Origin of the sequence: Crenobacter intestini (assembly GCF_004919095.1) — a bacterium.
GTDB classification, from domain to species: Bacteria; Pseudomonadota; Gammaproteobacteria; order Burkholderiales; family Chromobacteriaceae; genus Craterilacuibacter; species Craterilacuibacter intestini.
This window is the reverse complement of the sequence record NZ_STGJ01000006.1, coordinates 64,933-87,773: the sequence shown is the minus strand read 5'-3', so window position 1 is coordinate 87,773 and position 22,841 is coordinate 64,933. Positions and strand designations below refer to the sequence as shown.

Below are 22,841 nucleotides of genomic sequence, written 5' to 3'. Positions count from 1 at the left end.
CATGCGGTTACAGTAGCTGTTCATGACAATAAGATGCGGCGCCGAAGCGCCGCAGGGGAGCAAAAACCATGTCGTCCATCAATTGCCGGATCGCGATCGTCAGCCAGGACGCGGCGTGGGCCGCCGCCGCCTGCGAGGCGCTGCAAAAGGCCGGTACCAGGCTGGCCAACCCTTTTGGGCTGTGTTTTGCCGCGTGCAGCAGCCGTGCCGAGGTGCAGTCGCTGATCGAGGGCGACGGCGAGGTGCAGGGCGTGCTGGTCGACCACGCCTTGGCAGGTGTGGGCGCCGACCCGGCGATGGCCCTGATCGAGTCGCTGTGGGCGCTGCGCCCGGAGCTGTCGTTCTACCTGGTGCTCGCCGGCGACGAGGAGGAGGGCGAGGCCGAGCTGCTGTCGCCGGTCGAGCTCTCCGGCTGCTTCTACCGGGACGAGGCCGATTTTGCCGGCTGGTTCCGCATCCTGAGCGCCGAGATGGCCGAGCGTTCGGCGACGCCGTTTTACGATGCGCTGCGCGAGTATGTGGCGATGGCGAAGGACGCGTGGCACACGCCGGGGCATTCGGGGGGCGAGTCACTGCTGGGCAGCCCGTGGGTCGAGGACTTCCACGACTTTGTTGGCGAGAACATGCTGCGTGCCGACCTGTCGGTATCGGTGCCGGAACTCGATTCGCTGCTGCACCCGACCGGCGTGATCCTGGAGGCGCAGGCGCGCGCGGCCAAGGCGTTCGGCGCGCGCGAGACCTTCTTCGCGACCAACGGCTCGTCGACCGCCAACAAGGTGATCCTGCAGTCGCTGCTCTCGCCGGGCGACGTGCTGCTGCTCGACCGCAACTGCCACAAGTCGGTGCATCACGCGGTGATCCTCTCCGGCGCGCGGCCGGTCTATCTGGACGCGTCGCTGAACCGCCGCTACGGCATTTTCGGCCCGGTGCCCAAGGCGCGCATTCTTGATGCGATCGAGGCGAACCCCGAGGCGAAGGCGCTGATCCTCACTTCGTGCACCTACGACGGGCTGCGTTACGATCTGGCGCCGCTGATCGAGGCCGCTCACGCGGCCGGCATCAAGGTCGTGATCGACGAGGCGTGGTTCGGCCACGCGCGTTTTCACCCGCAACTGCGCCCGACCGCGATGGAAGCCGGCGCCGACTACGCGACGCAGAGCACGCACAAGGTGCTCTCGGCGTTTTCGCAGGCGAGCATGATTCATGTCCAGGACCCCGACTTCGACGCGCACCTGTTCCGCGAGTGTTTCAACATGCACGCGTCGACCAGCCCGCAGTACGGCCTGATCGCCAGCCTCGACGTCGCCCGCCGCCAGGCGGTGATGGAGGGCTACCGGCTGCTGTCGCGGGCGCTGAAGCTTGCCGCCGAACTCAAGCGCAAGATCGACGGCACCGGCGTGTTCCGCGTGCTCGAGATGGAGGAATTGCTGCCCGACGAGATCCGCGGCGACGGCGTACGGCTCGACCCGACCAAGCTGACGGTCGACATCTCGCGCTGCGGCTGGCGCGCCGACGAATTGCAGCGCGCGCTGTTCGAGCGCTTCAACATCCAGGTCGAGAAGACCACCTTCAACACGCTGACCCTGTTGCTGACCATAGGCACGACCAAGAGCAAGGTGACGCGGCTGTGCGACGCGTTCGGCCGCCTCGCGCGCGAGGCTCGGCCACCGCTCGAAGTGGCCAGGCTGCCCGAAATGCCGGCGTTCACACAGCTTGCCTGCCTGCCGCGCGACGCGTTCTACGAGGCGGGCGAACGCCTCACACTGCTCGACGACGACGGCCGGCCAAACCAGGCGCTGATCGGGCGGGTGTCGTGCGACCAGATTGTCCCGTATCCGCCGGGTATCCCGGTGCTGGTGCCCGGCCAGCTGATAGACGAGGCGGTGCTGGTGTACCTCGCCCGGCTGATCAAGCGGCAGAAGGGGGTCGAGATCCACGGAATGGCCAGCGTGCAAGGCGAGGAGGCGGTTCGCGTGCTGAGCGTGGCCGAGCTTGAACGGGTTAGGCCAAGATAAATACGTCATAAAGGCTTGCGACGCAGATGGATTTAGTATACATATATCGGTGTCGCAAAAATGTAAAACATGACATTGGTTTTGCTGGCGACACCCGTTCAAATAGATGCTCACCGTCGGGCCGCGTAGCGCGCTGACGCGGTGTTTTTCTGGAAACCTGATGAAACCTGTCTGGCAAACCCAGCTTATCGGCACCCCGGCCCCGGCGGCGGCACCGTGCGTACGCGCACGGCGTCAGGTGCGACGAAGCACCGCGGGCGAATGCTGTTGTTCGCTGCCGGGACTGCCCGCGGCGCTCGACTGAAGTTTGCCCGCCGTCCGGCCTTTTTTGCCGGGCGAACCGAACAAGCATGAGTCAGCCGCCACCTAGCCGTACCACGGCCGGCGGCAACAGGAAAAACCGGAAGAAAGAAGCACTATGTCTGACATCAAGAAAGTCGTCCTCGCCTACTCGGGTGGCCTCGATACCTCCGTCATCCTCAAGTGGCTGCAGGATACCTACCAGTGCGAGGTGGTGACCTTCACCGCCGACATCGGCCAGGGCGAGGAAGTCGAACCCGCACGCCAGAAAGCGGTCGCGCTGGGCATCAAGCCCGAGAACATCTTCATCGACGATCTGCGCGAAGAGTTCGTGCGCGATTTCGTGTTCCCGATGTTCCGCGCCAACACCATTTATGAGGGCGAGTACCTGCTGGGCACGTCGATCGCGCGCCCGCTGATCGCCAAGCGGCAGATCGAGATCGCCCGCCAGGTCGGCGCCGACGCGGTCAGCCACGGCGCGACCGGCAAGGGCAACGACCAGGTGCGCTTCGAGCTGGGCTACTACGCGCTGCAGCCCAACATCCATGTGATCGCGCCGTGGCGCGAGTGGGACCTCCTGAGCCGCGAGAAGCTGCTCGCCTACGCCGAGACCCATGGCATCGACATCAGCAAGCGCAAGAGCGGCGCAAGCCCGTACTCGATGGATGCCAACCTGCTGCACATCTCCTACGAGGGCCTGGCGCTGGAGAATCCGGCGGCCGAGCCCGAAGAAGACATGTGGCTGTGGAGCAACTCGCCGGAGAACGCGCCGGATGCGGCCGAGTATGTCGAGCTCGAGTACAGCAAGGGGGACATCGTCGCCATCAACGGCGTCGCGATGAGCCCGGCGCAGGTGCTCACCAAGCTCAACCAGCTGGGCGGCAAGCACGGCATCGGCCGCCTCGACATCGTTGAGAACCGCTACGTCGGCATGAAGTCGCGCGGCTGCTACGAGACCCCGGGCGGCACCATCATGCTCAAGGCGCACCGCGCGATCGAGTCGATCACGCTCGACCGCGAAGTCGCGCACCTGAAGGACGAGCTGATGCCCAAGTACGCCAAGCTGATCTACACCGGCTACTGGTGGAGCCCGGAGCGTCACATGCTGCAGACGATGATCGACGAGAGCCAGCAGACGGTGAACGGCTGGGTGCGCGTCAAGCTGTACAAGGGCAACGTGATCGTCGTCGGCCGCGAATCGAAGACCGACTCACTGTTCGACCCGAACATCGCGACCTTTGACGAAGATGGCGGCGCGTACAACCACGCTGACGCCGCAGGCTTCATCCGCCTGAACGCGCTGAGGATGCGCATCGCCGCCAACGCCAAGCTCAAGCGCGGCTAAGACGCCGTCTTGACAGGAAAAGCCCGCCGGACCGGCGGGCTTTCTTCGTTTGTGCAGAGGGCTTCGCTACCGGCACCGACCTCGGCGGGGAGTCTGCCAACGAGCACATCGGCCCCGCTGGCGGTCGTCTCCAGCAGGCGAGTCCCCAGTTAGGCGCACAGGCGCCATACGGCTTGTTCCCGAGCAGCAGACGGTTCAACGGTAGCAGAACGCAGCCTGCGTTCCGCTACCGTTTTCCCATGATTCTTGTCTGTCTCCGTGGTAAGACAAATAGGGGTGTCACCTAAGCCTATTAATGACGAAATATTACGTGGGGTGCTGGCCATGGCGCTGATCCTGGTAGACGAGCATGACCGGCCGCTGGGGACGGGAGAAAAACTCGCAGTGCACGAGGCGGGGCTGTTGCACCGCGCGTTCTCGGTGCAGGTGTTCGATCGTGCGGGGCGCTGGCTGTTGCAGCGGCGTGCCGCCGTCAAGTATCACGGTGGCGGCCTGTGGTCGAACACCTGCTGCAGCCATCCGCTGGTGGGAGAGGACACCCTGTCGGCCGCGCACGCGCGCCTCGCCTTCGAAATGGGCTTCGATTGTCCGCTCGGCTTCGAGTACAGCTTTGTCTACCGGGCGACGATCCCACCCGAAGGCCTGATCGAGCACGAGTTCGACCATGTGTTTGCCGGACGCTTCGAGGGAGATCCCAGCCCCAATCCCGACGAAGTCGACGCGTGGCGCTGGGTCGCGCCGGACGCGCTTGGCGAGGAACTCTCTGCGCATCCCGCACATTTCACGCCGTGGTTCGCCCTGATCCACGCGACGCTCAGCCGGCGTCAGCCGGCGTGCCGCTGACGCACAGCGTGCGCCCGTGCTGTGCCGGGTCGGCCAGCAACGCGAGGATGGCCAGCGCAAGGTCGGCGCGCGGCAGCGGTGCACCGCTGCCGTCTGCGCCGTCGTGCAACTGCCAGCGCCCGCAGCCCGCCGAGTTGCTCAGGCCGCCGGGGCGCAGCAAGGTGGTGGTCAGCGGACCGGCCCGCCAGCGCGCCTCGGCCCGAGTCTTCGCACGGATCGCCTCGCCCAGCATCGCCTGCGCCTGCACCGAAAGCAGCGGGTAGAGCTCGCCGCAACCGAAACTGGTCACCAGCAGCGCGTGTTCGACGCCGGCAGCCTCGCAGGCGGCGATCACGTTGACGTTGCCGGTTTCGTCCACCCGCCGCCCATCCGCCGATTTGCCGCCGAGCAGGCTGACCACCTGGCGCGGCCTGGCCACCTCGAGTGCTTGCTCGCAGTCTTCGGGGTTGAACGCGTCGCCAGTGACAACCGCCACGCCGGCCGCCTTAAGTGCGTCGCCGCGCCTGGGCCTGGCCAGCGCCACGACGTCCAGCCCGGCTTCGCGGGCGGCCAGGGCGAGCAGCAGGCCGCTGTTGCCGCTTGCGCCGAAAACAAGCACGTCGCTCATGCGTGGGCCGCCATCAGCGCGTGCAGTGCGGCGAGTTGCGACTGCTTCAAAGAGCCGTCGGCTTCGCGGCCGGCGAACACCTTGAACATCACCCCGCCGTCGCCGTTGGCGAATAGAAGGCTTGCGCTGTCGCGGCCCATGAACGGCCGCTCGACCAGGTAGACCGCCTGGCAGCGCCCGGCACGCAGGTGGCCGTGCAGGCCCTGTTTGCCGTGCAGGTTGTAAAAGCCGTGCCCAGTCTCGCCTGCGGGGAAGGCGCCGCCGATCTCGAAGATGCCGTCGGCGGTGTGCATGATCACGGTGACGTCCCCCAGCGCGGGCAGCGCTTCGAGTACGGCCACGCAATGGCGGCCGTCCACCTTGCGCCACATCGCCTCAGGCAGGCATTCGATCAGCTGGGCCATGGTGAGGTTGCTGCCCTCGGCAAGCTTCTCGAGCACGACGCCGGGGTTCCTAGCGAGGCGTTCTTTCATCTGTACGAATGGGGTGTCGTTCATGCGGTCTCCTTGAGCGGATGGTGAAGGGTGAGCGGGCGGGCGTGGTCCGCGCCGGCCGGGGCGATGCGTTCGGCCAACTCGCGGATCATCGTCGGCCCCCAGAAGCGGCCATCGACGGTCAGCTCGGCGTGCTCATGGGTGAGCGTGAGCAGGCCAAGCGCCGCCCAGTGTTCGATCAGTGGCCGCGTCTGGGCGGGCAGCGGCGCGAGCGCGATGCGGCCGGTTTCGACCGCGCCTTGCAGCGTGGCCAGCTGGCCCGAGGCGTCGCCGCGGGCCAGGCGGGCGATGGGTTTTTGGTTGGCGGGGCATGCGAGGTAGCCTTCGAGGTCGGGTTCGACCGCGTAGCTGAAGGCGCCGCGTTTGCCGCCGGCGCCCGAACCGAAGGCGAGGCAGTCGGCGCCGGCCTTGATGGCCAGGTTGTAGCGGTTGCGTTCGCGCGCACACGGCGCGCCGAAATGGCTGTTCGACAGTTGCGCCCAGCCGGCCTGCGCGAACTCGCGGCAGGCGGTGCGGTACTGCGCAAGTTGCTCGGTGAGCGAGCCGGCCGGCGGCAGCGCGCCCTTTTCGATCATGCGCACGATGGGCAGTTGCGGCATCAGGTTGAACGCGTACACGTCGATGCCGGAGAGCCCCAGCGACAAGGCGGTGGCGAGATCCTGCCGCCAGAGGCCGTCGTCCTGGCCGGGCAGGCCGAACATCAGGTCGGCGACGACGACCTGGCCGCTGTGCGCGGCCAGCCATTCAAGGTAGCGGGCGGCTTCGTCGCCCGGGTGCTTGCGGCCGAGCCGGCGGCGGATGTGCGTGGCGAAGGTCTGCACGCCGATCGAGAAGCGGTTGGCGCCAGCTTTGATGCAGGCGTCGACCTTGTCTTCGCCGAAGTGCGAGATGCGGCCCTCGACGGTGATCTCGCAGTCGTCGCTCAAGGGCAGCTTGGCCCTGAGAGCCTGCAGCAAACGGCCCAGGTCGTGCGCAGAGAGCAGGGTCGGCGTGCCGCCGCCCAGGTAGAGCGCGCTGACCTGACCGCCGCTTTGGCGGCTGGCCGCGTCGTGCTCGATCTCGGCAATCAGCCGGTCCACGTAGCGCGACGCGGTCTCGGCTTTCCAGCCGTTGCGGTAGAAGCCGCAGAACACGCAGTGGTTCGCGCAGAACGGGATATGCACGTAGGCGAGGCTGTCACGGGGCAGCGGCTGCCCTTGCAGGGATTGCCAGGTTGCCGGCCAGCGCTCTTCAGGTAGAGGCGCCTGCCCCCACATCGGCATCAGCGCGCGGCGCTCTTTGAAGGGCAGGGGCTCGGGCAGGGTGTCGTACATTTCGTCTCCAGCGATTCAGGGGTGAGGATGGCTGGCGGCGGCTGGCTTTTTTCAGGCTAAACGAGAATGTGTCGCAATTGCAACACTGTTGTTTCTGGTGTTGTCTTGAGAAATGATAATCGTTATCATTTGAAAAAATCATCGAGGGACAGCATGAACCACACGACACCGCCCACGGCGCCCAAGCCGGTAGAAAGTCCGCATCTGCAAAGCACGCGGCTGTTCGGCCGCGCTCGCGAAGTGACCATCGAGCACGCCGGCGAAATCTACCGGCTACGCCTGACCAGCAATAACAAGCTGATCCTGATCAAGTAAACCCGGGGCCCACCCCGCCCAGCCAGCCAGCGCCCAGCGCGAGCCAGCCAACAACCCGACAAGGAAGTTTGCATGGCCCGCTTTCGTCTGACCCCGCTCTTCATCGGCCTCGCCTCGGCGTGGCCGGCCTTCGCCGAAACCTCGGTCCAACTGGACAGGATGGAAACGGTCGAGGTGACTGCGCACCGCAGCGAGAAATCGCTCGCCGAGACGGCACCCAACACCGTGGTGGTGTCGCGCCACAAGCTCGACGCGACGCTCGCCGAAGACATGGCCGAAGCCGTCAAGTACGAGCCGGGCGTCGAGGTCGCCAGCGACCCGGCCAGACGCGGCAACGCCGGCTATACCATCCGCGGTATCGACGGCAACCGAATCCTGATGCTGGTCGACGGCATCCGTCTGCCCGACGCCTACGCCGGCGGCGGCAACGCCAACGGCTTTGTTTCCGGCCGCGAGTACATCGACCTGGAGACGCTGCGGGCGATCGACATCGTCAAGGGCCCGTTCTCCAGCCTGTACGGCTCGGACGCGATCGGCGGGGTGGTCGGCTACCGCACCTTGCAGGCGGAAGACCTGCTGGCGCCGGGCGAGGCTGTCGGTGGCGGCGTGAAAGTTCTTGGCGCGTCGGCCGACGACTCGGCTGGCCTCTCGGCCAAGCTCGCGCTCAAAGGCGAGCGCACCGACGCCATGCTGCTGGCGACGCACCGGCGCGGCCACGAAACCAGTAACCAGGGCGACAACGACGCGAGCACGCCCGCCAGCGCCAAGACGCGCACCGCCCCCAACCCGCAGGACTGGACGAGCGACAGCGTACTCGCCAAGTTTGGCTGGCAGCCACTGGCCGGCCAGCGGCTTGAGCTTGCGCTCGAACACTACCGCCGCAGCACTGACATCGACGTCGTCAGCGCGCGCACCGCGCCACGCAAGATGGGGCCTGTCAGCGTTGCCGGTGTCGACCGGCTGGACGCCACCGATACCGTCCGCCGCGACCGTGTCTCGCTGGCGTGGCAGGGTAAGGATCTGGGCGCGCTCGAACAGCTGGACGTCAAGCTGTACGCGCAGAAGCTCGACAACAGTGACGACAGCTTGGAGTGGCGCAGCGACGGCGCGCGCCGCGTCTCCGATTACGGCTTCGAGCAAACCAGCCGCGGCCTGAGCCTCGACGCTCGCCAGCGTTTCAATTGGGCAGGCCTCGAACACAGCTTGGTGTGGGGGCTGGACGGGAGCCGCACCGAGACCAGCCGCCCGCGCGAAAAGGTCGAGATCAAGGCGAACGGCAGCACAAGCAATGTTGTCGGCGGCGAAACCTTCCCGAGCAAGACCTTCCCGGACAGCACGTCCGACCGGGTCGGCGTCTTCGTGCAGGACGAGATCGCGCTGCCCGGCGGTGTGCTCGCCTCGCCCAGCCTGCGCTGGGATTACTACCGCATGCGTGCCCACACCGATCAGGCCTACCTCAACGCCAACCCGGGCGGTGCCGTGCCTTCGTTCAGCGATCAGGCGTTCTCGCCGAAGTTCGGCCTGTCCGTGCCGTTCGCCGGACATTACACCGGCTTTGTGCAGTTCTCGACCGGGTTCAGGGCGCCGCCGTTTGACGACGCGAACATGGCGTACGCGAACCAGGCGCACGGCTACGAGGTGGTCGCCAACCCGCACCTCAAGTCGGAAACCAGCCGCGGCGTCGAACTCGGCCTCAAGGGTCAGTGGGCGGACGTCGACTTCGGGCTGACCGCCTACGCCAACCGCTACCGCGACTTCATCGAACTGGTGACGCTGTCGGGCGACAGCAACGGCAACGGCATCGGTAGCGCGGGGCTCCCCGGCACATTCGAGTCGCAGTACCAGAATATCGGTCGCGTCAGCATCCACGGCGCCGAAGCCAAGGCCGGTTGGCGGTTTGCCCCGGGCTGGCGCCTCGCCGGCAGCGTCGCCTGGGCGCAAGGCAGCAACCAGAGTGACGAGCGGCCGCTTAACTCGGTCGCGCCGCTGACCGCGGTGGCCGGCCTGCGCTACGACAGCGAAAGCTGGGGCGCCGAGGCCTTCGTCAAGGCCGTCGCGCAAAAGCGCCGCGTGGCCGAAGAAGGGCAATTCAAGGCGCCCGGCTACGCGACGCTCGACCTGACCGCGTACTGGCAACCCGACCGCCACAGCACGCTGCGCGTCGGCGTGTTCAACCTGACCGACCGCAAGTACTGGAACAGCGCCGACGTGCGCGGCCTTGCCGCGAACGACACGGTGCTGGACCGCTACACCCAGCCCGGCCGCAACGTCAGCGCGAGCTACTCGTACAACTTCTGAAGCCGCAGAACGGCCCCCTGCAACAAGGAGAACCACCATGGACATGGCGAACCTGAGCCTGATCGAACAACTCGCCCGCCTGCGCGAACAGGTGCCCGGCGTCTACCCGCGCGACGCCGCGTGTCACTTGGGCGTCACCGAGTGCGAACTCGTGCACGCCGACCCGGGCGCGACCGCGCTGGATGCGGCGGATTTACCGGCGCTGCTCTCGGCGATCGAGCCCTTGGGCGAAGTGATGGCGCTCGCGCGCAACGACGCCTGCGTGCACGAACTGGTCGGGCGCTACGGCAACGTCCAGTTTGAAGGCAAGGTCGGTCTCGCGATCAACGAGGTGATCGACCTGCGCTTCTTCCTCTACGGCTGGGCGTACGCGTATGCGCTGGTGACCAACGACGCTCGCGGCGAGCGCCGCTCGCTGCAGTTCTTCGACAAGCACGGCACCGCGATCCAGAAGGTGTTCCTGCGCCCGGACAGCGACGTTGCCGCGTTCGACGCGCTGGTCACGCGCTTTGCCAGCGGGCGCAGCGAGTGTCGCCCCGAGCCTGCCGCGCCGGCAGCGGCCGAACTTGCCGACAGCGAAATCGACGCGGCGGCGTTCCAGGCCGAATGGCTGGCCCTGCGCGACGTGCACGGCTTCCATTCGCTGCTGCGTCGCCACCGGCTCTCGCGTCGCCAGGCCTTCCGCCTCGCGCCGCCCGGCCAGGCGTGGCGGGTGCGCACCGACGCGGTCGAGACCTTGCTGCGTCGCGTGGCGGCGACCCGGGTGCCGATGATGGCGTTTGCCGGCAACGGCGGGGTGATCCAGATCCATACCGGCACCATCGACCGGGTCGAGGTGCGCGGCAACTGGCTGAACATCCTCGACCCTGCCTTCAGCCTGCACCTTGACATGCCCAAGGTGACCGAGGCGTGGGTCGCCCACAAGCCGGGCGAGAATGGTGTCGTCACCTCGCTCGAACTGTTCGACGCCGCCGGCGTGTCCCTGCTCACATTGTTCGGCGAGCGCAAGGGTGGCCACAGCGAGCGGCCCGAGTGGCGCAAGCTCTTGTGCGAACTTTCGGTGCTGGAGGGCGAAGATGCGTAAGAGCCTGCTTGCCTTCGCGCTCGCGGCAGGCGTGCTCGCCCCCGGCGCGCACGCGGCCGAGCGCATCGCGGTGCTCACCAGCGACGTCGCCGAGATCGTCGTCGCGCTCGGTGCCTCCGGCGAGGTGGTCGCCCGCGACCGTGCCAGCCGCATGCGTGAGTTGGCGCACGCCAGCGAGATCGGCTTCATGCGCTCGCTGTCGGCCGAGACCATCGCGAGCAGCCGGCCGACGCTGGCGATCGGCAGCAGCGCGGCGCAGCCGCCGACGCTGTGGCCGCAACTGCGCGCGGTCGGCGTACGCGCCGAGCAGGTGTCGCTCGCCGAGGATGGTAGCGATTTTGCGCAAGCGATCCGCCGGGTCGGTTCGCTGATCGACAAGCGCGCCGCGGCCGACGCGCTGGCGCGCGACTGGCAGGCGAAGATGTCGCCCCGCAAGCCGACCGCCCGCCGCTACCTCGTCAGCTACGACGGCGCGATGGTCGCCGGGCGCGGCACGCCAGCCGACACGCTGATCGCTGCCGCAGGCGGCGTCAACGCGGCAGCCGGCATCCAGGGCTACAAGGTGTTGTCGCGCGAGGCGTGGCGCACGCTCGCGCCGGACGTGATCGTGCTGGCCGCGCACAACACGCCGGTGCACGGTGGTGCCGCGCAGTTCGCCAAGCGCCCGGAAATCGCCGCGACCGCGGCGGGACGCAGCGGCAAGGTCGTCGAGATGAGCGCACGCGACGCGATGATGGTCACGCTGGATAGCCCGGCCGTCGTCGACCGCCTGCGGAGGCTGTGACATGGCGCTGACGCTTGCGCGACCGGTCGGGGGTGCCCGCATGGGGCCGATGGCGCTGCTGTGTGCGGCCCTGTCTGCCGCGACGCTGCTGCTGCCGCTACTCGCCCTCTCAAGCCAGGGCGGGGGCCTGGCCTGGCCGGATTTGGCCGACCCGCTGACACAGGCGCTGCGCGTGCCGCGCATCCTGACCGCGCTGACGGTCGGCGCGGCGCTCGCGGCCAGCGGCGCCGCCTTGCAGGCGCTGTTCCGCAACCCGCTGGCCGACCCGGGGCTGGTCGGAACTTCCAGCGGCGCCGCGCTCGCGGTGGTGTGCGTGCTCGCGCTGGGCGCGGGCAGCCTGTCCTTGCCGCTGGCGGCCTTCGGCGGCGGCCTTGCGGCGACCTGGCTGATCCTCGCGCTGTCGCGCCTGGTGCGCGGCGGCCTTGCCGGCTTGCTGCTGATGGGGCTGGTGGTCGGCGCCTTCTGCGGCGCGCTGATCAGCCTGATCCTCTTCATGTCCGACGATCTGACGCTGCGCTCGGCCAGCGCGTGGCTGGCCGGCAACCTCGCCGCGGCGACCGGCGAGCGCCTTATCGCGTGCACGGCGGCCGCGCTGGCGGGGCTGCTGCTGTTGCTGTGGATCGCGCGCGACCTCGACTGCCTGCTGCTGGGCGAGGACGCCGCGCGCTCGCTCGGCGTCGACGTGCGCCGCACGCGGCGCCTGGCCGCCATCGGCGCGGCGCTGGCGACCGGCGGCGCGGTCGCGCTCTCCGGCGTGATCGGCTTTGTCGGCATGATGGTGCCCAACCTGGTCGCGGTGCTGGTCGGCGGCTGCCGCCGCCGGCTGATCCTGCTCTCGGCGTGGGCGGGTGCGCTGTTCCTGCTCGCGGCCGATACGCTGGCGCGCACGCTGGTGTGGCCGGTCGACCTGCCGGTCGGGCTGGTCGCCGCGTTTGCCGGCCCGCCGTTTTTCGTCTGGATGTTCGCCCGCCAGCAAAGGAGCCTGATCGATGGCTGACACCGCTTTCGAAGTGAACGCGGCGAGCGTGCGCCTGGGCGCGCGTGAGGTGCTCTCAAGCGTCAGCCTTGCGCTGCCCGCCGGGCAGCTATGCGCGCTGTTGGGGCCGAACGGAGCCGGCAAGACGACGCTGCTGCGCCTGCTCGCGGGGCTGCTTGCGCCCGAAGGGGGGGAAGTGAGGCTGTTTGGCGAGCCGGTGCACGCGATGAGCGGCGCCGAGCGTGCGCGGCGCATCGCCTACGTGCCACAGCATGTGCCCGCCGGCCTGCCGCTGACCGTCGCCGAATTCGTGATGCTGGGGCGCATCCCGCACCTGGGACCGTTTTCCCGGCCGAAACCGGCCGACCGTGCCGCGGTCGGTGAAGTGCTCGAACAGTGCGAGTTGCAGGCGATGGCGGACAAGCGGCTCGACGCGCTCTCCGGCGGCGAGCGCCAGCGCGCGGCCATCGCGCGGGCGCTCGCGCAACAGGCGCGGGTACTGCTGCTGGACGAGCCGACCAACCACCTCGACCTGCGCCAACAGTACCGGCTGCAGCGGCTGCTGCAAAGGCTGGCCGCCGCGGGGCACACCGTCGTCGAGGTGCTGCACGACCTGACACTGGCCGCCAACCACGCAAGCTGCCTTGCGCTGATGGATGGCGGGCGGCTGGTCGCCTGCGGCAGTCCCTGCATGGTCCTCGACGCGCAAAGGCTCTCCCGTGTCTACGGCTGGCCCTTGGCCGTCGGCCGCGGCGAGGCCGGCTGGCAACTGGCGAGTGCAGCGGCGCACCGCGACTGAGCGAGGGGCGACAAACATGAAGGCGCAGCAAGTTTGAACTTGCTGCGCCTTTTTTTGCGTCGTGTGCCTTAGCCGCGGACGTTTTCCAGTTCGCGCTCGGTGACAAACATGGTCATGGTACGGCCGCGGATGTACAGGCCGTCGCCGACACGGTCGAGCGTCACCATCGCCTTGCGTTCGGTGTCGATGATCAGGCCGTTCTTCTCCAGGTCTGCCACCGCACGGGTCTTGCCGCGGCGGGTCATGGCCTTGAGGATGTCGCCCTTGCGCAGCGAGAAGCTGACGTTGGGGACGCGGGACTTGAATTCGATCTTGCCGCCTTGCTCATAAGCGCGGATCTTGGTCAGCTTTCCGTCGACGGAGCCTGCGTGGCTTGTTGCCGGGAAAATCGAGAAGGCCGCCACAAACAGCGGAATGATCAGTTTTTTCATGTTCAGCCCTTTTGGGGAGTGCTTGGGTTCATGCGGAGGCTGCGCGCATGGATGCGCGGCCCTGCCTTGCGCGTGCATCCTGGCGTACGGTCGCGGTGGCGACCTTCGCGAGGGTTCCTGATGAGGAGGGCGGCATCTTGGCACGCAGATTGCGCGCTCGACAGTCGCTGTGAACTATTTCACAGACGGCGGGCATGGCCGTGCGCTGTGCAGGCGTTCGGCAGGACCTGGGCGGGAGGGCGGTAGCAATGAAAACCGCCCGCGTTAAGCGGGCGGTTTGGCGGGAAGGGCAGGGCTTAGTTGCCTGCCGAGCTGCGGATCAGGTGGTCGAACGCGCCAAGCGAAGCCTTCGCGCCTTCGCCCATGGCGATGATGATCTGCTTGTATGGCACCGTGGTGCAGTCGCCGGCGGCAAACACGCCCGGCAGCGAGGTCTGCCCGCGGGCGTCGACGACGATCTCGCCGCGGTTCGACAACTCCAGCGTGCCCTTGAGCCAGTCGGTATTCGGCAACAGGCCGATCTGCACGAACACGCCTTCCAGTTCGACATGGCGCGCCTCGCCGCTGACGCGGTCGAGGTAGGCGAGGCCGTTCACCTTGCCGTTGTCGCCGGTCACCTCGGTGGTCTGCGCACTCTTGACGACGGTCACGTTGGGCAGGCTGGCAAGCTTCTGCTGCAGCACCGCGTCGGCGCGCAGCGCGCTGTCGAATTCGAGCAGCGTGACATGGCTGACGACACCGGCCAGATCAATCGCCGCCTCGACGCCGGAGTTGCCGCCGCCGATCACGGCGACGCGCTTGCCCTTGAACAGCGGGCCGTCACAGTGCGGGCAGTAGGCGACGCCGCGGCCGCGGTATTCTTTCTCGCCCGGCACGTTCATCTCGCGCCAGCGCGCGCCGGTGGCGATGATCACCGACTTGCTCTTCAGCACCGCGCCGTTCTCCAGCGTCACCTCGATCAGATCGCCCGCGGTGAGCCCGGTTGCCTTTTGCAGGTTCATCACGTCGACGTCGTACTGCTTGACGTGTTCTTCGAGCGCCATTGCGAGCTTCGGCCCTTCGGTCTCCTTCACCGAGATGAAGTTCTCGATCGCGAGGGTGTCCATCACCTGCCCGCCGAAGCGCTCGGCGGCGACGCCGGTGCGGATGCCCTTGCGCGCGGCGTAGATCGCGGCGGAAGCGCCGGCCGGGCCACCGCCGACCACCAACACGTCGAACGCGTCTTTCGCCCCCAGTTTTTCCGCGTCGCGGCCGGCGGCGCCGGTGTCGAGGCGGGCGACGATTTCCTCGATGCCCATCCGGCCCTGGCCGAAGTGTTCGCCGTTGACGAATACGGTCGGCACCGCCATCACCTGGCGGCGGTCGACTTCGCCCTGGAACAGCGCGCCGTCGATCATGGTGCTGGTCGCCCCCGGGTTGAGCACGGCGATCAGGTTGAGCGCCTGCACCACGTCCGGGCAGTTATGGCAGGACAGCGAGACGAAGGTCTCGAAATTGAGCGGGCCTTGCAGCGCGCGGATCGCGGCGATGGTGTCGGCCTCGACCTTGGGCGGGTGGCCGCCGGTCTGCAACAGCGCGAGCACCAGCGAGGTGAACTCGTGCCCCATCGGCACGCCGGCGAAGTGGACGCGCGGCGCTTCGCCTTGGCTCGCGATGCCGAACGACGGGCGCAGCGCGTGCTGGCCGTCGTCGCGGAGGCTGACCTTGTCCGACAGCGCGGCGATTTCGCCCAGCAGCGTGCGCATTTCCTGCGCCTTCGCGCTGTCGTCCAGGCTGGCGACCAGTTCGATCGGGCGCTGCAGTTTTTCGAGATAGGCGGCAAGCTGGGTCTTGATCTGTGCGTCGAGCATCACGGTTTCCTCAGTGGGCATTCATTGAAAAGCGGCCTGGGTGAGGCCGCTTTGCGGTGAAAACCCCGGCCGCCCGGGGGGGCGGCGGGATTTTGGCGGGTCGCTTAGATCTTGCCGACCAGGTCGAGCGACGGGGCCAGGGTGGCGTCGCCTTCCTTCCACTTGGCCGGGCACACTTCGCCCGGGTGGCTGGCGACGTACTGGGCCGCCTTGACCTTGCGCAGCAGTTCCAGCGCGTCACGGCCGATGCCGCCGGCGTTCACTTCGATGATCTGAACCTTGCCTTCCGGGTCGATCACGAAGGTGCCGCGGTCTGCCAGGCCGGCTTCTTCAATCATCACGCCGAAGTTGCGGGTGATGGTGCCGGTCGGATCGCCGATCATCGGGTACTGGATCTTGCCGATGGTGTCGGAGGTGTCGTGCCACGCCTTGTGGGTGAAGTGGGTGTCGGTCGACACGGCGTAGATTTCGACGCCGAGCTTCTGGAATTCGGCGTAGTTGTCGGCCAGGTCGCCCAGTTCGGTCGGGCACACGAAGGTGAAGTCGGCCGGGTAGAAGAACACCACCGACCACTTGCCCTTCAGGTCAGCGTCGGACACGGTGATGAACTTGCCGCCGTGGAAGGCCTGGGCGGTGAACGGCTTCACTTCGGAATTGATCGAGATCATGCTGTTTTCTCCTTTTGGGTGGTTCGGTTGGCTTTCGATGCGTGCATCTTACGCAGCGCAGATACTGCAATCCAATTAATTGATTGGATTGCACTGATAGTCACAGTCTATCTATAAGTCTTTTGGAATACAATGATTGTATATTTTCTCCAGCTTTAGTTCCACGTGTGTTCGGGCATCCTGCGCGGAGGCCGCCTAAAGTGAATGTCATCACCACCTGGCCTGACCGGAGCGTCCGATGCCGCTGTTTGCCCTGTTGTTGTTCGCCGTACTGGCGGTTGGCTTTGTCGCGCTGAACTGGCCGGCGATCGTCGCCGTCAGCGACCTCTCCTTCGGCTTCTTCCACTTCCAGGCGCCGCTGGGGCTGATCCTGCTCGGGGTCGCCGTGATCGAGGCGGCACTGTTCCTCGTCTATATCGTCTGGCTGCAAGGCGGCGTGCTGCTCGAGGCCCGCCGCAATTCGCGCGCGCTCGCCGACGCGCGCGCGCTGGCCGAGCAGGCCGAAGCCTCGCGCTTTTCCGAACTCAAGCACCAGTTGAGCGCGTCGCTCGCCGAGCAGGCCGACGCGCAGCAGCAGGGCTTCGCGCGGCTCGCAGAGAAAATCGACGAGAGCGCCAACGGCGTCGCCGCCAGCGTCGGCGAACTGGAGGACCGGCTGTTCCGCGGCGCACCCGGCGACACGGCGCGTGGCGGTTGAGCGCTCTTTTTAGCGCCTTGTCATTATTGCTGGCAGGGCTATTTTTAGAGCAGCACCGCCGAATGCCGGCGGACGCGCCTGCCTATGGATGCCGCCATGCCCGCCTTCTTGCCGAACAACCAGGTCCCGGACTGCCTGCCCGACCCGTGGGCCGACGACCCCTTGTTGCAGCAGGTACTCGCCGGCTGTGACGCACAAGAGCGCAGCCGCCTTGCCGCGTTCGGCCGGGTGCTCGCCGGCGAAGAGGCGGCGGGCTGGGCGTGCGACGCGAACGCCTGCGTGCCGCAACTGGTGAGCCACGACGCGCGCGGCGAGCGCGTCGACACGGTGCGCTTTCATCCGGCCTGGCACGCGCTGATGGCGCTGTGGCGGAGGGAGGGCCTGCACCGGATGCCCGAGCGCGGCAACGCCGACGGCTTCCTTGTGCGCGGCGCGGCCTTCTTCATGGCCGGCCAGCTCGAGGCCGGCGCGCTGTGCCCGACCACCATGACCTTCGCCGCACAGCCCTTGCTCGCCTCGTCCGCCTACGGCGTCGCCTGGTTGCCGGGGGCGGTGGCGGAGGGCTACGACCCGCGCGATATCCCGTGGCGCGACAAGCACGCGCTGGTGCTGGGCATGGGGCTGACCGAGCGGCAGGGCGGCTCGGACTTGCGCGGCAACGAGACGCGCGCGGTGGCGTCGGACGACGGCTGCTACCGCCTGTCCGGCCACAAGTGGTTCTATTCGGCGCCGATGGCGGACGGCCACCTGGTGCTCGCCCGCCAGGCGGACGCGGACGACGCGCTGTCGTGCTTCTTGCTGCCGCGCTGGCGGCGCGACGGTGCGCGCAACGGTGTGGCGATCACCCGCCTGAAGGACAAGGTCGGCAACCGCTCGAACGCCAGCGCCGAGGTGGTGTTCGACGGCGCCGAGGCCTGGCCGTGCGGCGAGGCCGGGCGGGGCATCCGCACCCTGATCGAGATGGCGACCTACACCCGGCTCGACTGCGTGCTGGGCAGCGCGGCGCTGATGCGCGGCGCGACCGCGCAGGCCGTCCACCACGCGCGCTGCCGGTACGCGTTCGGCCGCGCGCTCGCTGCGCAGCCGCTGATGCAGGCGGTGCTTGCCGACCTCGCGCTGGAAACCGAGGCGGCCAGCCGACTGGCGCTCGCGCTGGCCGCCGCGTTCGGGCGGGCGGACGCCTTGTCGCTCGCTTGGCGGCGCATCGTGACGCCGGCGGCCAAGTTCTGGGTATGCAAGCGTGCCGAGGCGCTCTGCGCCGAGGCGATGGAGGTGTGCGGCGGCAACGGCTACGTCGAGACGGGGCCGCTCGCACGGTATTTCCGCGAGGCGCCGGTCAATTCGATCTGGGAGGGTTCGGGCAACGTGATGTGCCTGGACGTGCTGCGCGCGCTGCGCCAGGCGCCGGAAATGGCCGAAGTGTTGCTGGCCGATCTGGCCGCCGGCGTCGCCGCCGACAAGCCGATGCGGCACGCGCTGGGCGAGTTGCAGCGACTGCTCTCGCTGGAAGAAGCAGCGCTTGAGGCGCGCGCGCGCACCGTCGCCAGCACGCTCGCGCTCTTGGTGCAGGGCGTGCTGATGCGGCGCGGCGCGCCGGGCGCGCGTGCCGACCTGTTCGTCGCGAGCCGCTTCGGGGAAGGCGGCGCGCTGTTTGGCGCGCTGGACGCCGACGCGGCCACCTATACGTCGGTTTGCGCCGGACTCTACCCGGAGCGCGCGTGAGCGGCGCGAGGGTTCTGCCGGGGACGGGCGTGCCGCTTGGGCGGTTGCGCGCGCGCTTGTCCGCCTGCCTCAGGGTGCAGCAAGCCGCCGGGGTCGGCGGCTGGGAGGTCGACCTCGAGCGCCGGCGGGTGCGCGCGGACGCGCAGTGCTGGCGGATGTTCGGTTACGCGGCGTACGCGTTCGAGCTGGACGCAGACGACGCGCTCGCGCGGGTGCACCCGGAGGACATCGGTCTGCTCGGCGCCGAGGCGGCCGAACAACTGCGCTTGAGCGGCCGCTTCGAGACCGAGTTCCGCGTCCGCCACCGCGACGGGCAGTGGCTGTGGCTGGTGGCGCGCGGCAGCGTCGGCGCGCGCGCGGCGGACGGCACGCCCGTATTGCTGGTCGGCGCGCTGGCCGACATCACCGAGCGCAAACGCTCAGAACAGCGCGCGTCCCGCCTCGCTTACTACGACGCGCTGACCGGCCTGCCCAACCGGCGCTTGCTGCTCGACCGGCTGGCGCTCGCGCAGGCCGGTTTCCAGCGCAACCGGCGCCTGGGCGCGCTGATCTATATCGACCTCGACTACTTCAAGCAGCTGAACGACACGCTCGGGCACGACGCGGGCGACCAGGTCTTGTGCGAGACGGGGCGGCGGCTGATCGACTGCGTGCGTACCGCCGACACCGTCGCGCGCATCGGCGGCGACGAATTCGTGGTGATGGTCGAGGCGCTCGCGCCCGACGCGCACGGCGCGGGGCTGCAGGCCGAGGCGGTCGCGCGCAAGATCCTGGCCGGACTGTGCCGTCCGTTCGAGCTGTCCGGCCACGCGCACCTGCTGGGCGGCAGCCTCGGCGTCGCGCTGTTCGGAGGCGACGAGACGGTGCCGGAGAGCCTGTTGCAGCGGGCGGACCTCGCGATGTACCACGCCAAGCGCGCCGGGCGGCACGCGATCCGCTTCTTCGACCCTCAGATGCAGGCCGAGGTCGAGGCCCGCGCCCGCCTGGCCGCCGCGCTGGCCGACGCGATGGAAGACGGCGCCCTGCAACTGCACGTGCAAAGGCAGTTCGACGCGGCGGGCAAGGTGACCGGCGCCGAGGCGCTGCTGCGCTGGCAGCACCCCGAGCATGGCTGGTTGCGCGGGCGCGAGATCATGGCATTGGTGCAGGAGAGTGCCTTAGCCTCCCGGCTCGGGCGCTGGGTGCTCGAGGCGGCGTGCGCCGAGCTTTCCCGCTGGCAGCGGGACGCCGTGCGCCGGCAGTGGACACTGGCGGTCAACCTGAGCGAGGCGCAGCTCTACCACCCGGATTACCCCGGCGAACTCGCCGCCGTACTGGCCCGCCACGAGGTGCCGCCCGCGCGCCTGCAGCTGGAAATCGGCGAGCCGCTATTGGCCAGGCGGCCCGAGGCTGTCGGCGAGCGGTTGTGCGCGCTTGCCAAGGTTGGCGTGGGTCTGGTGCTCGACGACTTCGGCAGCGGGCTGACCGCGCTCTTCTCGCTGCGCCACCAGCCCTTTGTCGCGTTCAAGGTCGACTGCCGGGTGCTGTTCGAGGCGATGGACGGCGAGAGCGCGCCGACGCTGTGCCGTGCCTTTTTGTCGCTCGCCGAGTCGATGCGCGTCGAGATGGTCGCGCGCGGCGTCGAGACCGCCGCGCAGCACGCGCTGCTCAGCCGGGCAGGCTGCCGGCGTTTCCAAGGCGAACTCTTTGCGCCGGTCGAGCCCAGCCGGTCCTAGAGGTCGCCGCCCTGTTCGATGACGTAGCGCGCGCCCGCATCGAGCGCGAGCTTGCCGGCAAGGTAGGGCATCACTTCGGCGAGCGTTGCCGGCAGCGTCCACGGCGCGTTGAGGATGAACATTCCGCTACCGTACATGCCGAAGCCGTCGGCGGCGGGCGTTGCAACATCCAGCCGCACGTTCAGCCAGTTCTTCGCCGGCAGCTTCTTCAAGGCGGCGACCATGTCGCCGACTTCGCGGCGGGCGAGGCAGGGGTACCACACCGCGTACACGCCGGTGGCGAAACGGCGCAGCGCGTCTTTCAACGCCGATGCGACCCGCTGGTAGTCGCGCTTGTCCTCGTACGGCGGGTCGATCAGCGTCAGCGCGCGGCGCGGCGGCGGCGGCAAGAGGCTCTTGATCGCCTCGAAGCCGTCGGCCTGCTGCACCTGCACCCGGCGTTTCTGGTCGTCGAAGTTGCCGGCAAGCAGCGGCGCGTCGCTCGGGTGCAGCTCGAAGAGGCGCAGCTTGTCGGTGCCGGCCATCGCCTCGGCGGCGACCCAGGGCGAGCCCGGGTAGTGGCGAAGCACGCCGTCCGTGTTCAGCCGGCGCACCAGCTCGACGTAGCGTGTCACCGCCTCGGGCGCGTCGGTCTCGTCCCACAGCCGCGCGATGCCGCCCGCGTACTCGGCGTTCTTGGCGGCGAAGCCTTCGGTCAGCGCGTAGACGCCGGCGCCGGCATGGGTGTCGATATACCAGAACGGCTTGCCCTTGAGCGACAGGTAGTCGATCAGCGCAAGTTCGGTCAGGTGCTTGAGCACGTCGGCGTGGTTGCCGGCGTGAAAGCCGTGTCGGTAGCTGAGCATGGCGTATCCCGTAAATTCAGGGGGCGGATTGTAGCAAGGCAGCCGCCAGCGCGTCCTGCCAGCCAAGTTCGCCGATGACGCGCGCGAAGCGCCCACTGACCGGCGCGTTGACGGTGAGCGTGCCGCCGTCCGGGTGCGGGAAGGTCAGCCGCGCGCAGTGCAGCAGCATGCGGTCGGCGCCGAAGGCGGACGCGAAGTAGCGGTTGTGCGCGCCGCGGCCGAAGGTCGAGTCGCCGATGATGGGGTGGGCGATATGCTTGAGGTGGCGGCGCAGCTGGTGGCGACGGCCGGTCTCGGGCAAGAGCTTGACTAGCGCGTAGCGGCTTTGCGGGTAGCGTTCGACCAGCACCGGCAGTTCGGCACGCGCGAGCGTGCGGTAGCGGGTGCGGGCGTCCTGCGCCTCGCCGCGTTTTTCGGGCGGCACCTGCTCGATATCGTCGTAGCGGCGGCTGAGTGCGTAATCGATCAGGCCTTCGTCGTCGGGCCAGCCGCGCACCACCGCGAGGTAGGTCTTGTCGACCTGTTGCGCCTCGAACGCCTGGCCGAGGGTGCGCGCCGCGTCCTTGTCCAGCGCGAAGGCGAGCACGCCGGAGGTGCCCTTGTCCAGGCGGTGTACCGCGTACACCCTTTGCCCTAACTGGTCGCGCAACAGCTGCAGCGCGAAGCGCGTCTCGTGCCAGTCGAGCACGGAGCGGTGGACGATCAGGCCGGAGGGCTTGTCGATGACGGCAAGCCGCGAATCCAGGTGGAGAATGTTCAGCATGCGCGCACTGTAGCCGATCGCGCTCGCGCGCGAAATCAGCGCGCCTCGTCGCTGCCCTGCGCCCAGATCGCGGCGACCGCCTTGTGGCGGATCTTCTTGCGGTTGGCGATCGCCCAGTACTGCTCGAACACGCCGTCGATGTCGCCGACCTTCTCGACGCCGAAGTGGCCGGTGATGTCGGCGCTGGCAAACGACGGGGCAGGGAACAGCCCGAAACCGCGCCCGCCGAAGGTCTTCATCAGCGCACCGTCCTCGAATTCGCCGACTACCCGCACGCGCACGCCGATTTCCGAGAGCCACGCCTCGACCTGACCGCGCAGCACGTTGTCGCGGGTCGGCATCAACAGCGGCGCGCCGGCGAGCGAAGCGGGGAAGCCTTGCCGGAAGCGGTGTGCCAATTCCGGCGTGCCGTAGATGCCGACCCGGCAGCGCGCGAGCAGGTGCGACTCGAACTGCGCCTGTCCGGCCAGCGCCGGACGGTCGGAGAGCACGATGTCCAGCCGGTGCAGCGCCAGCTCGTTCAGCAGCTCGTCAAAGCTCCCCTCGCGGCAGGTCAGCCTGAGGGCGTCGGTTGCGGTGAGCGCCGGTTCGAGCAGGTGGTAGCTGACCGTCTTGGGGACGACGTCGGCGACGCCGGCGCTCAGGCGCAGCGTACGCTCGAGCGACGCGTCGCGCAGCGCGTCGGTCAGCTGCTCGCCCAAGAGGAAGATCTGGTCGGCGTAGCTGAGCGCGGCACGGCCGGCCTCGGTCAGTTCCAGCGTGCGGCCGACCTGCGTGAACAGTGCCTGCCCGAGCGCGGCTTCCAGCCGCGACACCTGGCCGCTGACGGTCTGCGCGCTCATGCCCAGCCTTTCGGCGGCGCGGGTGACGCTGCCTTCGCGCGCGACGGCCCAGAAGTAACGCAGGTGGTGGTAGTTCAGGGTCTCTATCATCTGAAAAACTCGGATTTATTCTCAGAAATTATCCGATTTTATCAT

Annotated in this window: 21 protein-coding genes; 12 read left to right on the top strand and 9 right to left on the bottom strand. The window is 68.2% G+C overall.

The features are described from left to right. The first annotated feature begins 68 nt into the window (after window positions 1-68). The 3 genes from E5K04_RS06775 (at window position 69) to idi (ending at window position 4,503) form a co-directional block, all read left to right on the top strand. Window positions 69-2,015: an aminotransferase class I/II-fold pyridoxal phosphate-dependent enzyme gene (locus E5K04_RS06775; protein WP_136552278.1), complete on the top strand. Its 1,947-nt coding sequence runs from the start codon at window positions 69-71 to the stop codon at window positions 2,013-2,015. A 418-nt stretch (window positions 2,016-2,433) separates the two neighbouring features. Further along, a complete protein-coding gene (locus E5K04_RS06770; protein ID WP_136552276.1) occupies window positions 2,434-3,660 on the top strand; it encodes an argininosuccinate synthase in 1,227 nt (408 codons plus the stop codon). Between the two features lie 324 nt (window positions 3,661-3,984). Beyond that, window positions 3,985-4,503, top strand: coding sequence for an isopentenyl-diphosphate Delta-isomerase (gene idi / locus E5K04_RS06765; protein WP_136552274.1), 519 nt, complete (start codon window positions 3,985-3,987; stop codon window positions 4,501-4,503). Here idi and E5K04_RS06760 read toward each other — a convergent pair. The 3 genes from E5K04_RS06760 to hutW are packed head-to-tail and all read right to left on the bottom strand — an operon-like array spanning window position 4,475 to window position 6,917. Continuing rightward, window positions 4,475-5,110: an NAD(P)H-binding protein gene (locus tag E5K04_RS06760; RefSeq protein WP_136552272.1), complete on the bottom strand. Its 636-nt coding sequence runs from the start codon at window positions 5,108-5,110 to the stop codon at window positions 4,475-4,477. The two genes, idi and E5K04_RS06760, sit on opposite strands and share 29 nt — an antisense overlap. After that, entirely contained in the window at window positions 5,107-5,607 is a 501-nt protein-coding gene (gene hutX, locus E5K04_RS06755; RefSeq protein WP_136552270.1) for a heme utilization cystosolic carrier protein HutX, read from the bottom strand. Before hutX ends, E5K04_RS06760 begins: the two co-directional genes overlap by 4 nt. Further along, complete coding sequence (gene hutW / locus E5K04_RS06750; RefSeq protein WP_136552268.1) at window positions 5,604-6,917, bottom strand: heme anaerobic degradation radical SAM methyltransferase ChuW/HutW; 1,314 nt, start codon at window positions 6,915-6,917, stop codon at window positions 5,604-5,606. The genes hutX and hutW overlap by 4 nt, the downstream gene beginning before the upstream one ends. A 153-nt stretch (window positions 6,918-7,070) precedes the next feature. Here hutW and hemP point away from each other — a divergent pair, with 153 nt between their 5' ends. The 6 genes from hemP (at window position 7,071) to E5K04_RS06720 (ending at window position 13,173) form a co-directional block, all read left to right on the top strand. Further along, window positions 7,071-7,232, top strand: a complete 162-nt coding sequence (hemP, locus tag E5K04_RS06745; protein WP_136552266.1) for a hemin uptake protein HemP — start codon at window positions 7,071-7,073, stop codon at window positions 7,230-7,232. Window positions 7,233-7,304: 72 nt separating this feature from the next. Further along, a complete protein-coding gene (locus E5K04_RS06740; RefSeq protein WP_136552264.1) occupies window positions 7,305-9,530 on the top strand; it encodes a TonB-dependent hemoglobin/transferrin/lactoferrin family receptor in 2,226 nt (741 codons plus the stop codon). Between the two features lie 37 nt (window positions 9,531-9,567). Further along, complete coding sequence (locus tag E5K04_RS06735; RefSeq protein WP_136552262.1) at window positions 9,568-10,614, top strand: hemin-degrading factor; 1,047 nt, start codon at window positions 9,568-9,570, stop codon at window positions 10,612-10,614. Next, on the top strand, window positions 10,607-11,398 hold the full coding sequence (locus E5K04_RS06730) for a heme/hemin ABC transporter substrate-binding protein (RefSeq protein WP_136552260.1): 792 nt from the start codon (window positions 10,607-10,609) through the stop codon (window positions 11,396-11,398). Before E5K04_RS06735 ends, E5K04_RS06730 begins: the two co-directional genes overlap by 8 nt. Before the next feature lie 40 nt (window positions 11,399-11,438). Then, window positions 11,439-12,395, top strand: a complete 957-nt coding sequence (locus E5K04_RS06725; protein WP_136552457.1) for a FecCD family ABC transporter permease — start codon at window positions 11,439-11,441, stop codon at window positions 12,393-12,395. Beyond that, window positions 12,388-13,173, top strand: coding sequence for an ABC transporter ATP-binding protein (locus E5K04_RS06720; protein ID WP_136552258.1), 786 nt, complete (start codon window positions 12,388-12,390; stop codon window positions 13,171-13,173). The genes E5K04_RS06725 and E5K04_RS06720 overlap by 8 nt, the downstream gene beginning before the upstream one ends. 68 nt (window positions 13,174-13,241) lie before the next feature. Here the strand turns inward: E5K04_RS06720 and E5K04_RS06715 are convergent, their stop codons facing one another. The 3 genes from E5K04_RS06715 to ahpC form a co-directional block, all read right to left on the bottom strand. Then, a complete protein-coding gene (locus E5K04_RS06715; RefSeq protein WP_136552256.1) occupies window positions 13,242-13,604 on the bottom strand; it encodes a hypothetical protein in 363 nt (120 codons plus the stop codon). 296 nt (window positions 13,605-13,900) lie between these two features. Then, complete coding sequence (gene ahpF / locus E5K04_RS06710; RefSeq protein WP_136552254.1) at window positions 13,901-15,454, bottom strand: alkyl hydroperoxide reductase subunit F; 1,554 nt, start codon at window positions 15,452-15,454, stop codon at window positions 13,901-13,903. A 104-nt stretch (window positions 15,455-15,558) separates the two neighbouring features. Further along, window positions 15,559-16,122 carry an alkyl hydroperoxide reductase subunit C gene (ahpC, locus tag E5K04_RS06705; RefSeq protein WP_136552252.1) on the bottom strand — a complete coding sequence of 188 codons (564 nt, stop codon included), beginning with the start codon at window positions 16,120-16,122 and terminating at the stop codon, window positions 15,559-15,561. Window positions 16,123-16,360: 238 nt separating this feature from the next. On the opposite strand from ahpC, the gene E5K04_RS06700 reads away from it, so the two are divergent. The 3 genes from E5K04_RS06700 to E5K04_RS06690 all read left to right on the top strand — a co-directional run bounded on the left by E5K04_RS06700 (window position 16,361) and on the right by E5K04_RS06690 (window position 20,256). Next, the gene (locus E5K04_RS06700) at window positions 16,361-16,819 is read left to right on the top strand and encodes a LapA family protein (RefSeq protein ID WP_136552250.1); all 459 of its coding nucleotides are present in this window, start codon (window positions 16,361-16,363) and stop codon (window positions 16,817-16,819) included. A gap of 96 nt (window positions 16,820-16,915) precedes the next feature. Next, window positions 16,916-18,541, top strand: coding sequence for an acyl-CoA dehydrogenase family protein (locus E5K04_RS06695; protein ID WP_136552248.1), 1,626 nt, complete (start codon window positions 16,916-16,918; stop codon window positions 18,539-18,541). Next, window positions 18,538-20,256 (top strand): putative bifunctional diguanylate cyclase/phosphodiesterase, encoded by a 1,719-nt coding sequence (locus tag E5K04_RS06690; protein ID WP_168929171.1) that lies wholly within the window; start codon window positions 18,538-18,540, stop codon window positions 20,254-20,256. Before E5K04_RS06695 ends, E5K04_RS06690 begins: the two co-directional genes overlap by 4 nt. Here the strand turns inward: E5K04_RS06690 and E5K04_RS06685 are convergent. The 3 genes from E5K04_RS06685 to E5K04_RS06675 are packed head-to-tail and all read right to left on the bottom strand — an operon-like array spanning window position 20,253 to window position 22,796. Beyond that, window positions 20,253-21,101 (bottom strand): 23S rRNA (adenine(2030)-N(6))-methyltransferase RlmJ, encoded by an 849-nt coding sequence (locus E5K04_RS06685; RefSeq protein WP_136552244.1) that lies wholly within the window; start codon window positions 21,099-21,101, stop codon window positions 20,253-20,255. The genes E5K04_RS06690 and E5K04_RS06685 overlap by 4 nt on opposite strands. A 16-nt stretch (window positions 21,102-21,117) precedes the next feature. Further along, entirely contained in the window at window positions 21,118-21,864 is a 747-nt protein-coding gene (locus tag E5K04_RS06680; protein ID WP_136552242.1) for a pseudouridine synthase, read from the bottom strand. Window positions 21,865-21,899: 35 nt separating this feature from the next. Then, window positions 21,900-22,796: a LysR family transcriptional regulator gene (locus tag E5K04_RS06675; protein ID WP_136552240.1), complete on the bottom strand. Its 897-nt coding sequence runs from the start codon at window positions 22,794-22,796 to the stop codon at window positions 21,900-21,902. Window positions 22,797-22,841 lie beyond the last annotated feature (45 nt).

Coding starts and splice junctions, on each gene's coding strand:
- E5K04_RS06775 (WP_136552278.1), top strand. CDS start 69: ATGTCGTCCATCAATTGCCGGATCGCGATCGTCAGCCAGGACGCGGCG.
- E5K04_RS06770 (WP_136552276.1), top strand. CDS start 2,434: ATGTCTGACATCAAGAAAGTCGTCCTCGCCTACTCGGGTGGCCTCGAT.
- idi (WP_136552274.1), top strand. CDS start 3,985: ATGGCGCTGATCCTGGTAGACGAGCATGACCGGCCGCTGGGGACGGGA.
- E5K04_RS06760 (WP_136552272.1), bottom strand. CDS start 5,110: ATGAGCGACGTGCTTGTTTTCGGCGCAAGCGGCAACAGCGGCCTGCTG.
- hutX (WP_136552270.1), bottom strand. CDS start 5,607: ATGAACGACACCCCATTCGTACAGATGAAAGAACGCCTCGCTAGGAAC.
- hutW (WP_136552268.1), bottom strand. CDS start 6,917: ATGTACGACACCCTGCCCGAGCCCCTGCCCTTCAAAGAGCGCCGCGCG.
- hemP (WP_136552266.1), top strand. CDS start 7,071: ATGAACCACACGACACCGCCCACGGCGCCCAAGCCGGTAGAAAGTCCG.
- E5K04_RS06740 (WP_136552264.1), top strand. CDS start 7,305: ATGGCCCGCTTTCGTCTGACCCCGCTCTTCATCGGCCTCGCCTCGGCG.
- E5K04_RS06735 (WP_136552262.1), top strand. CDS start 9,568: ATGGACATGGCGAACCTGAGCCTGATCGAACAACTCGCCCGCCTGCGC.
- E5K04_RS06730 (WP_136552260.1), top strand. CDS start 10,607: ATGCGTAAGAGCCTGCTTGCCTTCGCGCTCGCGGCAGGCGTGCTCGCC.
- E5K04_RS06725 (WP_136552457.1), top strand. CDS start 11,439: ATGGGGCCGATGGCGCTGCTGTGTGCGGCCCTGTCTGCCGCGACGCTG.
- E5K04_RS06720 (WP_136552258.1), top strand. CDS start 12,388: ATGGCTGACACCGCTTTCGAAGTGAACGCGGCGAGCGTGCGCCTGGGC.
- E5K04_RS06715 (WP_136552256.1), bottom strand. CDS start 13,604: ATGAAAAAACTGATCATTCCGCTGTTTGTGGCGGCCTTCTCGATTTTC.
- ahpF (WP_136552254.1), bottom strand. CDS start 15,454: ATGCTCGACGCACAGATCAAGACCCAGCTTGCCGCCTATCTCGAAAAA.
- ahpC (WP_136552252.1), bottom strand. CDS start 16,122: ATGATCTCGATCAATTCCGAAGTGAAGCCGTTCACCGCCCAGGCCTTC.
- E5K04_RS06700 (WP_136552250.1), top strand. CDS start 16,361: ATGCCGCTGTTTGCCCTGTTGTTGTTCGCCGTACTGGCGGTTGGCTTT.
- E5K04_RS06695 (WP_136552248.1), top strand. CDS start 16,916: ATGCCCGCCTTCTTGCCGAACAACCAGGTCCCGGACTGCCTGCCCGAC.
- E5K04_RS06685 (WP_136552244.1), bottom strand. CDS start 21,101: ATGCTCAGCTACCGACACGGCTTTCACGCCGGCAACCACGCCGACGTG.
- E5K04_RS06680 (WP_136552242.1), bottom strand. CDS start 21,864: ATGCTGAACATTCTCCACCTGGATTCGCGGCTTGCCGTCATCGACAAG.
- E5K04_RS06675 (WP_136552240.1), bottom strand. CDS start 22,796: ATGATAGAGACCCTGAACTACCACCACCTGCGTTACTTCTGGGCCGTC.